The sequence below is a fragment of the Faecalispora anaeroviscerum genome (assembly GCF_947568225.1).
Lineage (GTDB): Bacteria > Bacillota > Clostridia > Oscillospirales > Acutalibacteraceae > Faecalispora > Faecalispora anaeroviscerum.
The window spans coordinates 2,830,219-2,845,664 of sequence record NZ_CANOOQ010000001.1 but is presented as its reverse complement, the minus strand read 5'-3'; the positions used below and the strand labels follow the sequence as shown (position 1 = coordinate 2,845,664).

The 15,446-nt window shown below is 51.1% G+C and carries 11 protein-coding genes and 1 riboswitch; of the genes, 8 read left to right on the top strand and 3 right to left on the bottom strand.

Annotation, left to right across the window (positions count from 1 at the left end; genetic code table 11):
* Positions 1-100: 100 nt before the first annotated feature.
* The 5 genes from QOS46_RS13930 (at position 101) to QOS46_RS13910 (ending at position 4,165) form a co-directional block, all read left to right on the top strand.
* Positions 101-1,552: a DUF4183 domain-containing protein gene (locus QOS46_RS13930; RefSeq protein WP_283610644.1), complete on the top strand. Its 1,452-nt coding sequence runs from the start codon at positions 101-103 to the stop codon at positions 1,550-1,552.
* Between the two features lie 518 nt (positions 1,553-2,070).
* Positions 2,071-2,379 (top strand): ArsR/SmtB family transcription factor, encoded by a 309-nt coding sequence (locus QOS46_RS13925; protein WP_283610642.1) that lies wholly within the window; start codon positions 2,071-2,073, stop codon positions 2,377-2,379.
* Between the two features lie 89 nt (positions 2,380-2,468).
* Entirely contained in the window at positions 2,469-3,482 is a 1,014-nt protein-coding gene (locus QOS46_RS13920) for a permease (protein ID WP_283610641.1), read from the top strand.
* A gap of 15 nt (positions 3,483-3,497) precedes the next feature.
* A complete protein-coding gene (locus tag QOS46_RS13915; protein ID WP_283610640.1) occupies positions 3,498-3,749 on the top strand; it encodes a 4Fe-4S dicluster domain-containing protein in 252 nt (83 codons plus the stop codon).
* A 71-nt stretch (positions 3,750-3,820) separates the two neighbouring features.
* Positions 3,821-4,165: a thioredoxin family protein gene (locus tag QOS46_RS13910; RefSeq protein ID WP_283610638.1), complete on the top strand. Its 345-nt coding sequence runs from the start codon at positions 3,821-3,823 to the stop codon at positions 4,163-4,165.
* A 323-nt stretch (positions 4,166-4,488) separates the two neighbouring features.
* Positions 4,489-4,578, bottom strand: a riboswitch (cyclic di-GMP riboswitch).
* A gap of 6 nt (positions 4,579-4,584) precedes the next feature.
* Here QOS46_RS13910 and QOS46_RS13905 read toward each other — a convergent pair.
* From QOS46_RS13905 to QOS46_RS13895, 3 genes are all read right to left on the bottom strand, one after another.
* Positions 4,585-9,873: an S-layer homology domain-containing protein gene (locus QOS46_RS13905; RefSeq protein WP_283610635.1), complete on the bottom strand. Its 5,289-nt coding sequence runs from the start codon at positions 9,871-9,873 to the stop codon at positions 4,585-4,587.
* 63 nt (positions 9,874-9,936) lie between these two features.
* Positions 9,937-10,332: a response regulator gene (locus tag QOS46_RS13900; RefSeq protein ID WP_283610634.1), complete on the bottom strand. Its 396-nt coding sequence runs from the start codon at positions 10,330-10,332 to the stop codon at positions 9,937-9,939.
* Entirely contained in the window at positions 10,329-10,709 is a 381-nt protein-coding gene (locus QOS46_RS13895) for a response regulator (RefSeq protein WP_283610633.1), read from the bottom strand. Before QOS46_RS13895 ends, QOS46_RS13900 begins: the two co-directional genes overlap by 4 nt.
* 282 nt (positions 10,710-10,991) lie before the next feature.
* On the opposite strand from QOS46_RS13895, the gene QOS46_RS13890 reads away from it, so the two are divergent.
* The 3 genes from QOS46_RS13890 to QOS46_RS13880 are packed head-to-tail and all read left to right on the top strand — an operon-like array spanning position 10,992 to position 15,431.
* On the top strand, positions 10,992-11,717 hold the full coding sequence (locus tag QOS46_RS13890) for a LytR/AlgR family response regulator transcription factor (protein ID WP_283610631.1): 726 nt from the start codon (positions 10,992-10,994) through the stop codon (positions 11,715-11,717).
* A complete protein-coding gene (locus QOS46_RS13885) occupies positions 11,714-13,525 on the top strand; it encodes a peptidase (RefSeq protein WP_283610629.1) in 1,812 nt (603 codons plus the stop codon). The genes QOS46_RS13890 and QOS46_RS13885 overlap by 4 nt, the downstream gene beginning before the upstream one ends.
* Positions 13,518-15,431, top strand: coding sequence for a sensor histidine kinase (locus QOS46_RS13880; RefSeq protein ID WP_283610627.1), 1,914 nt, complete (start codon positions 13,518-13,520; stop codon positions 15,429-15,431). The genes QOS46_RS13885 and QOS46_RS13880 overlap by 8 nt, the downstream gene beginning before the upstream one ends.
* Positions 15,432-15,446 lie beyond the last annotated feature (15 nt).

The following is a 15,446-nucleotide window of genomic DNA, read 5'->3' as shown; positions in this document are numbered from 1 at the left end:
GCTGTTAAATTAGAAGTACAGATTGCCACGGGGACTTTTCCAGATTGGGAAAAAATGCAACTGCAGGATCATAAATTTTATATGCTTTGGAGTGACTGCTATGTCGAAATCCTGCTGTCCTTTGATTACTTGCCGGCTGACCGACCAAGACGGAAATCTTGTCAGCCCATACGAACCCGATTCTATTCAATATACCGTATTAGCCACTCCGGAACATTTCGGTGCAGGCGGGCGCTATTCGGTAACTCATAATTTACAGGTTGCAATTACAGGCTATATCGTCATTTATTCCAACGGGGAAAAAATTTCAGCTCCCATTCCTTTTTGCATGATTGAGACCCTTTGCCGTCCTGTTCCAAAAGGAAGCTGCTTCAACTTTCAGGTGAAAGGGTTTCATTGTTGGGCTGATCCCGTCTGGTGCGAAGAAAACTCTACAATGGAACGGATCAAGCTGCTCATCAGCGTGGAAACGCTCGCTTACACCAAAGCAACCGCCTCCCTGCTGGTTCCGCAGGTGGACTCCGATCTTCATGTAATTGACTGTGTTTACATTCAAACCAACCAGATTAGCGACGGAGTTCGGTTCCGCAGCGGAGGCTGCATCTGTTATAAAAACTATGCCCTGAAAGCGGATATTTCTCAGTACAACGCAATTTCTGACGGAGTAAAACGAACTTACCTCAACAGCGACGAGTTAACGCAGTACGGCCACCAAGGGATTCTTTCGCCACTGGAGGTTTCCTATTATAATGTGTTTGTCAACGCGGTACTGCAGCCGAAAGCGAACTACATTTTAAAAGAGGGCGAGCTGACCTTTATAACAGAGGATGTTCCCTCAAAAGATCAGGCTGTCATGATTCTGTTCAACACGCTGAAAGCCCCTGACGGCGAAAGGATGGAGGTCACCGACTGGCAGTACAATGTAGTTTCTGACGGCGTGAAAAAAATTTATACCAATGACGACGAATTAAAAGAATACGGAGATCATGGAATTCCTTCCCCAAGCGAAGTATCTTATTTCAATTTATATATTAACGGCGTTCTTCAGCCGCAAGTAAACTATAAAGTAAAAAGAGGCATTCTGGAATTGACTACCACAGACGCTCCTACGAAAGGATCGCCTATTATTTTGGAATCCATTGCAATCCGGGACCCGGCGGGGCAGCTTTTTCACATGGAAGCCTATGCGTACAATGCTCAATCCAACGGAGGTAATCTTTACACCAATCAGGATGAAATCCAGATGTACGGCAATCAGGGAATTTCAGGCCCGGACGAGAGTTTCTACCAAAGCTTGTTTGTCAATGGCGTTCTCCAGCCTGATGTGAACTATATGGCACAGAACGGATATCTCATTTTGGAAACGGAGGACAGCCCAACAATCGGGGCTCCGATTTCCCTGCAGTCCGTCAACAACAGTCCTGTTCCGCTATGCTGTAAAACGCTGATGTCTGATGCCGCTCTTGTACAATGGGAAAAAGAGTACGCGCATATTAAAAAGCCCTGCTTACCGGCGAAAATGCTACAAGGAACCTCCCAAACGGCAGAATAAAATCCGCCCCAAAGAAGCGTGAAAAATGCACTCTTGATTCCCCATGCCTCTTTTAGTAAATCTTTCTTATTTTCGCTCCGTCTGATCTGTTCTGCACCGTTTGAACAAGTTTTGTCTATGGCAAAACAACTTCCTTGCATTTACAACACGCAAGAATCTTTGACTTTAAAGTGGCGGCCGCAGCAGGGGCCGCCCTTTTTCTTATAAGTTAGATTATACTAACAAGCAAAGCTTAAAAAATCCACCAATATAGCGGGTGTAGCTATTCTGACCGTGACACTGATGCTGTATTTAACAGCTCCTTTACGGTAGTCGTATACAATGTGCGAGAATACAAGTTGGATAGCTTGATGAAAAAAATCGCCATGATGTTTCAGAATGTGTATCTCTTTAATGATACGGAATTATATCGTAGAGCGTCTATCCTCATTATCGAAAATCTTTTCAAACACATTGACAAAATTTGATTTGATGCATATAATAAAACATATCAAATATTTTTGATATGAGGTGATTGCTTGCAAACGAAATATGAAGAACACGCAAAGGTATTTAAAGCGCTTTGCGACGAAAAACGTCTTCGGATACTGGAGTTGCTGCACAACGGCGAAAAATGCGCCTGTGTTTTGCTGGAACAATTAGACTTGGGGCAGTCCGGTCTATCTTACCATATGAAGATACTGGTTGAGTCGGGTATTGTGGAAAGCCGGCAGGAAGGGAAATGGACGCATTACCAAATCAGCGAAAAAGGCAGCTCCTATGCCGAAGCACTTTTAAAGCAACTGACAACGCCAGATACAGATAACAATTCGTGCTGTAACCAATAAAAGCCATCAATTGGATGGCTTTTAAAATGCTTTACACATCAAAAATATTTGATATGATTTTCCTTTTGTTGAAAGTGAGGGTTTCCACCATGCAGATACTAAAAGCAATTTGGGACTTTTTCCAGTATCAGATTCTCGGCATGAAATGGCTGGATGGGCTGATTGGAAGTGGGCTTTCCGCACTGGGATTGGATATGTCCACACGCCTTATGGGAAGCATCGAGTTTTTTCTCTATGATGTCATAAAGATTACGATTCTGCTGTGCTTCCTGATTTTCCTAATCAGCTATATCCAGAGTTACTTCCCACCGGAGCGCAGTAAACAAATTCTCGGACGGTTTCATGGGATCGGAGCGAACTGCGTTGCGGCACTGCTCGGGACGGTGACACCGTTCTGCTCCTGCTCCTCTATCCCGCTTTTTATTGGGTTTACGTCGGCGGGGCTGCCTGTTGGTGTAACGTTTTCTTTCCTCATATCTTCCCCAATGGTTGATCTTGGATCATTGCTTTTGCTGATGAGCATTTTCGGAGCAAAAGTGGCCTTTCTCTATGTGATTGTCGGGCTGATGATAGCCGTTATTGGAGGAACAATGATAGAACGACTTCACATGGAGAAGCATGTGGAAAGCTTTATCCTGACCGCCGGAAGCGTGGATATAGCGTCTCCCGATCTAACGAAAAAAGACCGTCTAATTTATGCGAAAGAACAGATGCTATCTACCTTTAAAAAAGTGTTTCCTTACATCTTGATTGGCGTGGGTATCGGAGCGATTATCCACAACTGGATTCCGGAAGAATGGGTGGCGCTTGTACTCGGCAGCAACAACCCGTTTGGCGTCGTATTGGCAACGCTTGTCGGCGTTCCAATGTACGCTGATATCTTCGGCACTATCCCAATTGCGGAAGCGTTGTTATACAAAGGGGCACAGCTTGGCACAATTTTATCGTTTATGATGGCGGTTACCACCCTTTCCCTTCCTTCCATCATCATGCTCCGCAAGGCGGTTAAGCCGAAGCTGTTGGCGCTGTTTATTGCAATCTGCACCGTTGGCATAATCATGGTAGGCTATTTTTTCAATATCATTCAGAGATTTATTATATAGTAGGAGGAACATATTATGGCAAAGACTTGGTATCCTGTTATTGAGTACCTGACCTGTGTGGAGTGCGGCACCTGCATTGCAAAGTGTTCCCACGGTGTCTATGATTCCGCAAAGGCACCGTCTCCCGTTGTCACAAATCCGGAGGCCTGCGTCGACCATTGCCATGGATGCGGGAATCGTTGCCCGGTTGGCGCAATTACCTATGTCGGCGACGATACCGGATGGACACCGCCGAACGGCATGAAGGAATCTGAGGAAGCCGGTTAGCAAATCCGGCTGTTCCTGCGGGGGCAAATGCTGCTAACAAATAACATAATGAATAAAGGAGTGTAATGAATATGTCTCTATTCGGTAAGAGAACGGAAGAAAAGGCCGCTTGCTGCTGCGGAGGAAACTGCGATACGGAGAGCATGGAACAAGCGAATAAGGCAAAAGCCGAAGGTGCAGCTGTTAAAATTTTAGGCAGCGGGTGTGCAAAATGCAATCAGCTTGAAGCGGCAACAAAAGAAGCATTGGAACAACTTGGAATGGATACGACGATCGACCACGTAAAGGATTTTTCGCAAATTGCGGCCTACGGTGTGATGTCCACCCCCGCTCTGGTCGTCGACGGAAAAGTGGTTTCCTATGGTAAGGTGCTGAAAACAGAAGAGGTAGTGAAAATTCTGCAAAAAGTCAGGTGATAAGACAGGCGGTACTATTATGAAACGCAAGGTTTTATTTCTCTGCACAAGCAATTCGGCACGCAGTCCATCGCTTTTACACCCATTGGAGCACTCCTGCTTGGAATCAGAGGCGTGACAGTAGATGTGAATGAATCAGTTGAAATGCAAGCAAGGCACTCTACGGTTTGAGCGTAGAGTGCCTTGCTTTGTAACAAGTGCTAACAACAAACAGGCTATGAGTGTAAACGCCAGGCCAAACTCATTTTTCCCGCCCTGGGAGAGGGTTAGTGCGACGCCGGCAAAAATGAAAGGCAGCTTGTTGCACAGAGCCTTGCTCGGTTATTGGCAGCCAGGCTATCACAGCACCCGAAAGCACCTTAGGCCCTATGGCTTTGCGCCCCCCTCTTTCAATGGGTTTCCCCTAACGTTATTCTATATTATTTCGTTTTTCTCACACCGTTTGCATCAACTTCATAGCCATCAATCTTGGTGCTTGTGGCCAGGGAGCCGTCGGCATAGAAGTAATACCATTTGCCGTCGATCTGAAGCCACTTGCCGGATACCCGAATACCATCTCCGGTGAAGTAATAGCGCTTGCTGCGGCCGTTCTCGCCAATATCTTTCCAGCCGGTAACGGCGCTGCCATCAGAGGAAAGAAATACCCATTTCCCTTTTGCGTTTTGTCTCCAGCCGCTGGCGAAAGCGCTTCCGCTGCTGTCAAAGCAGTAAACCTTTCCGCCTATGGTCTGCCACCCGGTAAGGGCCTTGCCGTCTTTCAAGTACATCCACTGACCGGAATCATTTTTTGCCCAGCCCTGAGCTGTAGCAGGATGAATGGTGAGTTTGACATACCGGGTCAGCATAGCGGCAGCCTCCGCGCGGGTGGCACTGGAAGCGGGATGAAATACATTATTATTTTTTCCCATGATAACGCCTGCCTGCTGCATCGCTTTTACAGCATCTTTGTAAGCACTGCCGATGCTGGAGGCATCAGAAAATGTAGTAGCTTCACGAATCACAGGCAGCGTATAGCCGGTTGCCTTTGCGTAGTTTGCAAAGATCAGCGCGATTTCCTCACGGGTGACTGCTCTTTCCGGGGCAAACTGATTGTTTCCGATTCCCTGAATAATGCCCTTGCTGTACGCCCACTCGATGTAAGGCAGATAATAGGAACCTGCTTTCACATCTGTAAAGCTGCTCCTCATATAGGCTTTGGTATCCACACCCGCCAGCCTGCCGAGGGCGGTAACAAAGTCGCCCCTTGTGACGGCAGCATCGGGGTTAAACTTGCCCGCCGCATTACTGCCGAACAGCCCTCTGCCCACCACATAGTCGATGCTTTCCTTTGCCCAATGGGAGGAAATGTCCGTAAACTTTGCTGCCGAAGCAGTGTAGCCGATCCCGTACCGGGAGAAGTAATTAGTTGTAAAAATCACACTCCCGCTGTTCCTGTCATAGGCGGAGCCTGCAATGCGGGCGGCGTTGCCCTTTGCGTCTACATACACGGCGTACACGCCGCCCACCGCTTCGTTCTTGCCAAGTGTATACGGCAGGGACAGAGTTACGCTTCCCTTGTTCATCGAGGTAATGTTTACGGTTTTGCCGTTCTTTACCGTGCTGAGTGTAATGTCGCAGGCACTGCGGACATTTTTGACCGTAGCAGGCTTCAGCATCATTGTTATGTCGCCGGTTCCCTGCTCCTGCTGTTGTTTCAAGGAAGCCTGATCAAAGCAGAAGTTGGCTGGCAGACCAATGATCTGAAACAGCTTAACGTTCGTGCTAACCAATCGGTTCAGTGCAGCGCGTTCTGTAATGACCGTAAAGCTTTTCGCACCGGGAGCCGTAACAGACACCTCTGCACCGATCCCATTCGCCGTTTTGCCCTGTGCGCTTGCGGCAGACTGTGCCTTTTCGATAGCCGCTTTCACAATGCTGTCGGTAATGAGAACGACCGCATGACTATCCGTAACCTTGCCCGCGGCATTGACGCTGCCGATGACAGGCTGGTCAGGCTTCTTTTCCGGTGTTGTTGTGGTTGCGGTAGAACTGCTGCCGGAGGAAGAACTGCCGTTATCGTCATCCCCATCTCCGTTATTGTTATTTCCGCCGGGGTTTGTCGCCTTGGCAAAGGTGAGCATTCCGGTCTTCGCGCCCGTCAAGGTTACAAATTCAGGTTCCTCATTTTCCACACCCAGCTTGCCGTTTTTCGGTATCAGGCTCCAGTAGGTATGCTTACTGCCGCTAAAATCAGTCGTTCCTTTCATGGAAGCGATTTCGGTATCGGAAGGAGTGTTTGCCAGAGAAAGAAGCTCGCTCTGCGCCTTGGAGGAGGTGGTATCCAAAATGCAGAATGGGGCCACCGCACCGTTTGTAATCAATTTGCTGGTATCGTCCACCGTCAGCTTGCCGTCGATGAGGAACACGCCGTAGTCACAGCCCGCCGTCAGGGTGGAGCCGCCGGTGACGCTGACGTTACCGCCCGGTTTCACCGCTTGCACGCCGACGGAATCTGTGCCCTCGGCTTTGACAGTTAGGGTTGCGCCGTTTTCAACCTTCACATTTTGGCAGTAAACCGCATAGCCGGTGGAAGAAGAAACCTCCATCACCGTGCCCGAGCCTGTGACGGTCAGTACACCGTCCCCGCCTTCCCCCAGCGAGAGGCCGCCGTTCACCGTTACCTGTGCGCCGCTCTGCACGGTAACCGTATCGCCGTTTGAACCTGCGCTGATGCCGCCGTTGATAGCCAGCGGTGCGGCGCCGGTAAAGGTAAGATGCATGGTGGTGCCGCCGGCTCCTGTGATTCCACCCTGAATCATAGTGGCTGCGGTAGTGTTGACTGTTGCATTATTGGCAGGCAGCGTAATATTCCCTTGAATGAAAACGCCGCCCAGAGTCAGGGTGCTGCCATCCCAGCTGTAGCCGTCGTTCGCCACCGTTTTGCCGCTGTGGCCGTCGGTGGTCAGGTCAAGGTCGTCGGCGGTCTTGACCGCGACGCCGCCATTGGTGTAGAATTTTCCATCCTTTGAAGGCATACCATTTCCGTCAATGCTTTCGGGTACTAGCACAACACCGGAACCGGTCAGCTTCATGGCTTTGATTTGGCCGGCAGTGGCGCCAACAGGCAGGCATATCATCCCGTTGTTGATGATTTTGCCCTCAAGCTTCAGTTTGGCCATGTCCGTAACCATCAGCGGCTGACCAGAAGGAATGGTCATCTGCGCACCGCTTGGGATGTGCAGGGAAGCAGCGCCGAACTGCGATATGCCGATCGGTAGGCTAGTCATTATTACCGGCATGTCACAAGTGCCGTGGATTGTCATATCAAAGGTTCTAGGATCCACCTTTTCATTCACAACAACCACACTGCCGTTGAAGTTCGGCGCATGGAAGTTTCCTTCAATCATCACATCAGCCATTATGCCTTTTGCGGCAAATTTGGCAGTCGGTTCTACGGTCAGGTTTCCCCCTGTTAATACGGCGGAGCTTTTATGTGAAACCGCTGTTACGGAAGCGTTTCCGCCGATTGTGATGGTTGAGTCGTACTCTTCATTGAATTCCATGGTAAGCCCCATTGATTCCATATTCAGCGTACCGCCATTGGAGCTGGTGATGGTTAATGAACCATTCCCTACGATACCAATCCCATCCTTCGTATCTGAATGCAGGATGTTTTTGCCGCTCAGCTGCATCGTAACAGCGCCATCAGGCAGAATGATTGCATTATCTTGGGTATCTATGGTTGCATTTGTCAGTGCCAGCACGGCAGGGGTTCCCCCCTGTGCCGGGGTGTAGAGGATGGAACCCTTACCGGCAATATAGAACGTAGCGACCGCAGGCGGTGTCGATAAATTCAAGCACTCACTGGTCACATATCCGCCAAAGGCAGCCTGAATGGTCTGCCCGTCCTTGGTCCTGATGGTTGAACCGGTACTGCCCGAAACAACTACGACACTATTTTTGCTGGTGAACTGCTGCTCAGTCGCGGAAATAACCGGAACGGTGCTTCCGTCATCGTTCTCGCGCCGAACGATAATGTCATTGTCAACATCCAGCGTGAGTGATTTTCCGGAAAACACCGGCTTAGTTCCATCGTAACCAGCGATTTCGATGCTGCCATTGGAATTCACCGTACACGTTCCATTGTTGCCCAGTGAGATTCCACCAAGCAGCTGCAAATTGTCGCCCCCAGTGCACTTGATTTCTACACTTGGCTGTTCTCCGGTTCCAATCATCTGACCGTAGACTGCGACACCCTCGGCAGCTGTTATCGAAAATTTGCTGCCCTTCCAGTTCACGCCGGGTTCCCACATGTTATAGTTCATTACACTTACATTTTCAGCGGCTGATAGAATGATGTTTCCACCCACATCCAAAATCGGGTAGTTGCTGCTTGCCTCCAGGTTCACACCACCCACTGTTGCTGTCAGACTGACATCCTGCCCCGCACTTACCAGAATGCCATTGCTGGCTGAAGCAGAATGGTTTGGATTTAGAATTGTAATGCTTGCGCCCGTCATCTGAATAGAGCCGTCACAGCTGATAATCGGTGCAGAGCCTTTACCTTGAATTGCGATGGCACCGGTTGTGTTCAGGTCGATTTCCTCCATCTGTGAAAGTATGCTGCCCATACCTTCCAAACGAATAGCACCCGAATAGCCGTTTTCCGTTACGAAACTGCCTCCCAGCATGATGGGAATCCCTGCGGTGCTTTGGGCTTTGAAGTTCACCGCGCCCGCTAAAACAAGCGCCGCACCTGATTGAATATTAACGCACGGTGTGTTGTTGTTTTCAATGGTCAAGCTGCCCGAACCGACAATGGTCAGTGTGCCGCTTTGGATGCTGATTTGAGGGGTGGTAAAATTGAGATTGAGAGGATTTATCACATAAGCGCCTGTTACCGTCAGAACGCCGCCGTTGTAGTAGAGGTAGGGCGTACCGCCTGTTGGTACGGTGTCCAATACTTCTCCGGCTTGGTTGTAATATTTTCCGTCCTGCAAAGAAACAGCGCCGATTGAAGCTGACGTCTCGCCGGCCATCATCCGCATCATACCGCCGCCAATCCGCACACTGATTTCCGGCAGGCTTACGCCGTCCGCCACGGCATAGCCCTCCGGCAGAACGGGTACATAGGTGTAATAGGCGCCGTTTTCACTGGAGTCATACGTGTCGGAAGCGCTGTTTTCCGCATCAATCTCCCAGGTAATATTCTCCAGCGTGACGGTCTGTGTCGTTTTTAACGGCTCCCGCTCGGTGCCCTCCGTCTCCGCATCAATTGCGGCTCCGGTCGTGATTTCTACGGCAGGTGCTGCGCTGCTTAACTCATCCTGCGGTTCTTCCGCGTCGTTTCCCGAAACGGCAGAATCCTCGCCGGTGGGTTCGTCAGCCGCTGGTTCTTCCGGGGTGTTCCCGCCGGGCTGTGACTCCTCCGCAGTGCTTTCCGTTGTGTCTGTTGCAGGAACACCAATAGTCACCTCCAACGTATCCGGCAGATGAATGTCCGATTCCTTCGCGCCCACCGCAAGCTGCTGACCGGAAATCTCCCCGGACAGTTCCGCAAAGGCCGTGATGATTCCCGCTTCCTGCGCATGGACAATCGTGCCGTAGCCTGTGACCGGGTTCATCATCAAGACAGCCAGCGTTGCAGCCAATAGCTGCTTTACTTTTTTTCTAACAGGAACATTGTTTAGGCGCTCCGCTATTTGTTTCATTTCCATAATTCCCTCCATTGCTCAATGCCCTCCTTTTTGAAGCGGCATTGCCTTGTTATTTGTTTTTGAATCTTCTCTTGCTTATCTGCCGCTATAAGCAGCCGATCCGGCATCCGTCTCAAGGCTGGCACTGATCAATCGAGCGGCAAGTCGCTCTGTTCCGGGCGGGCTGGTGCCGTAAAAGCTTACGCCAAGCCGCTTTGCTTCCAACTCGAATTCTCTCCGGTCGCAAAGCCACAGGATGGGCAACGCGCGGTTCTGCGTTCGCAGATAATCGCAGGCGGCAAGCCCCTCGGCTCCGGGATAGCCCACGATGGCAAGTGCCACAGGCGGACCGTCTCGCAAATAATAGGCCAGCTTTACGTCCCCGCGCCGCTCCGGCTCGTCGCAAAAGCGCAGGAGCTGGTATCCGCCGCAGTGCTCCAGTGTTTGGGTTAGTTCTTCACCAACACCGCACAGCGCAATGGTTTTTGTCATTTTTCCGTTTCCTCCTCTCCTTTTTCTGAAAGTTTCAGGCAGCCTGCTACCGCTTCCCGCAGCTCCGTATCGGATACCGGCCTTCGCAGAAAACAGGTCACACGGTATTGGTAGCCAAACAGGCTGTAATCCTCATCGGAAATCCACAGAAGAGGCACGTCTGGTGCTTTTTCCCGAAGCTGCCGCACCGCTTCCAGCCCCGCCACGCTGTTTAAGGCCACAGCCAGAAGGGAAAACGGCTTTAATTCCAGCAGGGGCAACAGTGCCCGGGCGCTGTTACGCTCCGTAAGTTCAAGTCTTTGCGGGGAAGCGGCCGCCCGCAGACGGCTCTCCCAGACGTCCTCTTCCAAGAACGCCGCACACAATGCAACATTCACACGACCTCCTCCTTCCTTTATAAAAATCAAAAAACTACCAGGCCCCTTCATCAGAAGTCTGGTAGTTTTTATTAGGGTAGCATTTTGTCAAGAGGTTTTCAAGATGTTATGATCAAGCGGTCGAAAATCTGCACAAGCGGTTAAACTCTTTCCAAAATTTATGATATAATAGCCGCAAAGCGGCTATTATATCAGCTTTGCCAATTTAAAATATACCACAACGGCGCGCTGCGCCTGTGGTATAATGTTAAATGGAATATTATATGCAAAGGAGAATTTCAAATGAATGCGGCAATCGTAGATGATATGGCTACTGAGTGTGAAATACTCCGCAGCCTTTTAAAACAATATGAAGAAAAACAGCATCAGACAATAGCAATCAAGGAATTTCACAGCGGCAGGGAGTTGCTTGCCGATTACATACCGGGCCGATACGACATTGTTTTTATGGATATTTTCCTGAACAATGAAAATGGCGTGGACTGCGCACTCAAGCTGCGTCAGCTTGACGAGAATCTCAACCTTATTTTCCTTACCACCAGCTCAGAATTCGGTGTGAAAAGCTACGATGTTCGGGCAGCGGATTACATCGTAAAGCCCGCTACCTTGGAAAAGCTCTCAAGGGCGCTGCAATACTGCAAAATTGCAGAATCGCAGATTGATTCCTCCATCACGGTTACCACAAGAAACCAGCCGTTGGGAATTTCTCTGAGCCGTATTCTCTATGCCGATTACCAGAACCGCTGTACCTGTATCCATTTAAAGGACTGCCTTGTTCCGGTATCCGGTAGCTTCTCGGAACTTTCCGAACAGCTGACGGCCTATCCGCAGTTCCTGTCCTGCTTTAAGGGCATTGTGGTTAACCTAAAGGAGGTTCGCGAGCTTGGCGGCGATTATCTCATCCTGAAAAGCGGGGAGCAGTTGCCGGTCAGCCGCCGCCTGCAGCGGCAGGTGCAGCAACAGCGTCTGAGCCTTTCCGCGGGCTCTCTTCGGGGAGAAGAAATATGAAGCAGATATGGGCACTGATTTTAACCTTTCTGCTGCTTTGCGGAATGCTGGCGCCTTCCGTACTGGCGGCAGAGGAACCGGCCGCAGCTGCTGATACGATTGCGGATACCGATTCCGGCAGCGGCACTAATTCCGATATTTCCGCCGGTACAGCTGCTCCTTCTGATGCTGGAACGGTCGCTGACGGCGATGAAGCCGCTCCGGTGGTTACCGTAACGCCTTCGGCAATCACCCTGACCAGCTTTGATGAGCCGGACCGGACAGATGCCGTGGCATTTGCCGTCGGAACCTCGCAGAAGGAGCTTTCCGACTGGTTTGCTGATACCGTTGCAGGCTTTACCGGCTATGACGCAGACGGCAATCCCTATGATCTGGTATCGGGCGCATGGTCTTTGGATGCCGTGGATACCGCCACGGCCGGCGTATACTATGCTTCAGCGGCACCCGACCTTGGAACGGAATATACGCTGGCAGACGGCGTTTCTCTGCCACGGCAGCTTTGCGCTGTTTCCATCCAGACACTTGGTGAGCCGGACATCAACTGCTGCGTAGCCGGACGTGGCTTTCTTCGCTTTCCATGGATACTTTCTGCGGAGCAGCAGGAACAGCTGGACGAGTTTGCCGTATGGCTGCGGAAGGATGGCGGAGAATGGATACAACTGAGCGATGGTTTCCTGTTCACCCCCGGTGACCTTCAGCTTTCACAGCGTATCTTGAAATATGGAAGCGCTTATGAACTTAAGGTAACCTATCCCGGCGGTCAGACTGGCGTTCTGTCCTTTCAATATGACGGAGAGCTTAGTATCCTCGATTATTCAGGCGGTGACCGGGACGGCGGCGACGCTGGCGGCAGCGGCTCAGGAACAGGCTCCCAACCGCCCCCCACCTCTCCGGAGACACCCGACAGTCCCAATAAGAGCGGTGATGACGATGATTCGTCACCATCAGAGAGCAGCCCTGCTTCGCCGCCTGTCTCCGATGACACGCCGTCCGGTCAAGACCCTGTGACTCCTACCCCAACGCAAACACCGGACGGCTCCCAAAGCAGCAAAAGCCCTGATAATAATAGCAATTCGCAGGTTCAGACTCCGGTGACAGAAAAACCGGTGACCGGAATTCCTGCCGTTCCAACCGAATCGACGGTGCCGGCGTATTCCGATCCTGTTCCTTCTCATAAAACAGAGGAAACTTCACCGGAACCAGAAAATCATGCGGTATCCCAGCGGTTGGAGGAAAGCGCTGAAGCATTGCCGACAACGGTGCCTAAGACAGTCTCCGAATCACAGGAATCCACTGCCGTCTTTGAATCCTATTCACCAGAGCAAACCGTTATTTCCGGCCTGCGCCTGCGGGATTTGTGCGCGGACGGAGAAAGCGTAGTGTTCGGGTCCGGCGGGCTGACGGTCAGCATTCCAAGCAGCCTGCTCTCCGCGCTGAACGTGTCGGATTCAGATACCCTGACCGTTACGCTGACCCAGCCGGAAGATCGGCAGATACTGCTTGCGGTGGAGGCTGCGGAAGCTGCTGTCACAGAGCTTTCGGGGACGGTTATACGCCTGCGCTATACACCGCAGGCTGAGAATGCCCGAACTACTGTCCAAAATGAAGCGGGCGAACAAATTGTGAATACGGCCTATGAAGGCGGGCTTCTCTGCTTTACGGTGGATAAAGCGGGTACCTACACAATTTTAGAATCCTCCGGGATTCAAGAAGAAAAAAGGGCCTTGTCTTCGCTGCTTCCCGTATCTGGCGGGCTGCTTCTGACTGCGGGTGGGATTACCTATTTCCGGAGGCGTCGCCATGGATAAAAAGCCTTTTGTATTACGGTGTTCTTTGGCACTTCTTCTGACGATTTCCCTTTCCTCAGCGCTGTTTCTCTCTTTATATCACTTCGATAACAAGTACACAAAGTCCGCGCCCCAGGCCATCAACGGCACACTGTATGTTTCAGAAGCGGACTGGACGGACACGCCCATCCGTTATCTGCGGGACGGCTGGCGCTACTATGCAGACCGGCTGCTGACACCGGAAACCTTGCGGCAGCAGGGGGATGACTATCAGTACCTGTCCATCGCGGAGAAAGTCAATTTTGCTATGGGCGACGCCCGCCGCTCTCCCCACGGCAGCGCCAGCTACGCCCTGACGCTGTATCTGCCGGAAACGGAACACACCTATGCCATTGAGCTTCCGGAAATCTATTCCGCGTACCGGTTTTATGTAAATGACAAGCTGAAGCTGCAAATGGGTGAGCCGGAAGCGGAAGCCTATCAGGATCAGACCCAATGCCGAATCATCACCTTTGAAGCCTCCGGCAAGGTCACGCTTCTGCTGGCAGTCAGCGACCATTCATGGATATACAGCGGTCTTGTCTATCCGTCTGCCTTTGGCGAACCTTTAAATGTAAACACCACACGGGGACTGCGGATTGGAATTTGCCTGATTGTGGTCACAGCAACCCTGATGCTTGTTGTTTTCAGCTTTTATCTTGCCGTCCGCACCCGCCGCAGGAATAATATCTGGCTCTTTTTCGTGCTGTCTCTGGCCAGCGCCGTATTTACCGGATATTCCGTGATACATGGCATCCTGCTGCTGCCGGTTCAACCGTGGTATACGTTAGAATTGGTCAGCGGGTATCTGCTAACGCTGTTTGTCATCCTGCTTCACGGACGCATCTGTGATACGGAAAGACGTTTGCAGCTCATCAGCGGTATTGTAGCCGGTTCGATCAGTGTGCTGGCGCTGCTTTACGGAATATTTGCCGCACAGCTGACGCTTCCGGTAATGCTGGCCTTCTCCCATTTGGTTTTTCTCTTTAAACTGCTTACCGCCGTATATCTTTTGTTTACTGCCGTAATGGCGATGCGCCGGAATATCGACAAAGCGGTGATACTGCTCTGTGCGGATATTTTTTATGCCTGCGCCTTGGCCTGGGATCGCCTTCTGCCGAACTATGAGCCGATACTCGGAGGGTGGTTCCAGGAATGGGGCAGCTTAAGTCTGGTAATCGCAATTGGCGTGGTGCTGTGGTACGACGTAGCCATGGGTTACCGGCACAGTCTTGTCTATGCCGAGGAACAGCGGCAGATGAAACGCCAGCTTACCATGCAGGTGGAGCATCTGCGGCAAATGAACCAGAAGGTGGAGGAAAGCGCCAAGCTGCGTCATGACTTCCGCCATCATCTCCGTACCCTGATAACACTTTCCGAGGAAGGGCGCCGCGAAGAGCTTGAAAACTATATTCACGGCATTACGGTCATCAACGAGGGCACCCGGATCGGCCGCCTCACCGACAACATCGAGCTGGATGCTCTGGTGCAGTATTACAGCAATCTGGCACAGTCCAATGGTATCCGGTTTCGGGCAAGGCTTTCGCTGCCCACAAAGCTGCATTTCCCCATTGTGGATTTATGCGGCCTTCTTGGCAACCTGCTGGAGAACGCGGCAGAAGCCTGCCTGCGCCAGAAGGACGGAGATAAGACCATTTTCATCGCCGGACGTATTCAGGACGGACAGCTTGAATTTGTTGTGGACAACAGCTTTAACGGGAAACTGAACACCAGAGGCGGAAAATACTTATCCTCCAAACGCAGCGGCTTTGGCCTTGGCATTCCCTCTGTGCTGGAAACCGTGGAACGGTACGGCGGTGTAATCAATCTCTATACCGATGACAAGGGCTTTCATGCGGAAGTATCCCTGCCGTTGGGAGCGGAATAAAATTGCCGTTAAGCT

Excerpts from the sequence above, each read along its gene's own strand:
- QOS46_RS13880 (WP_283610627.1), top strand. The coding sequence starts at position 13,518 with ATGGATAAAAAGCCTTTTGTATTACGGTGTTCTTTGGCACTTCTTCTG.
- QOS46_RS13910 (WP_283610638.1), top strand. The coding sequence starts at position 3,821 with ATGTCTCTATTCGGTAAGAGAACGGAAGAAAAGGCCGCTTGCTGCTGC.
- QOS46_RS13920 (WP_283610641.1), top strand. The coding sequence starts at position 2,469 with ATGCAGATACTAAAAGCAATTTGGGACTTTTTCCAGTATCAGATTCTC.
- QOS46_RS13890 (WP_283610631.1), top strand. The coding sequence starts at position 10,992 with ATGAATGCGGCAATCGTAGATGATATGGCTACTGAGTGTGAAATACTC.
- QOS46_RS13905 (WP_283610635.1), bottom strand. The coding sequence starts at position 9,873 with ATGGAGGGAATTATGGAAATGAAACAAATAGCGGAGCGCCTAAACAAT.
- QOS46_RS13900 (WP_283610634.1), bottom strand. The coding sequence starts at position 10,332 with ATGACAAAAACCATTGCGCTGTGCGGTGTTGGTGAAGAACTAACCCAA.
- QOS46_RS13930 (WP_283610644.1), top strand. The coding sequence starts at position 101 with ATGTCGAAATCCTGCTGTCCTTTGATTACTTGCCGGCTGACCGACCAA.
- QOS46_RS13885 (WP_283610629.1), top strand. The coding sequence starts at position 11,714 with ATGAAGCAGATATGGGCACTGATTTTAACCTTTCTGCTGCTTTGCGGA.
- QOS46_RS13915 (WP_283610640.1), top strand. The coding sequence starts at position 3,498 with ATGGCAAAGACTTGGTATCCTGTTATTGAGTACCTGACCTGTGTGGAG.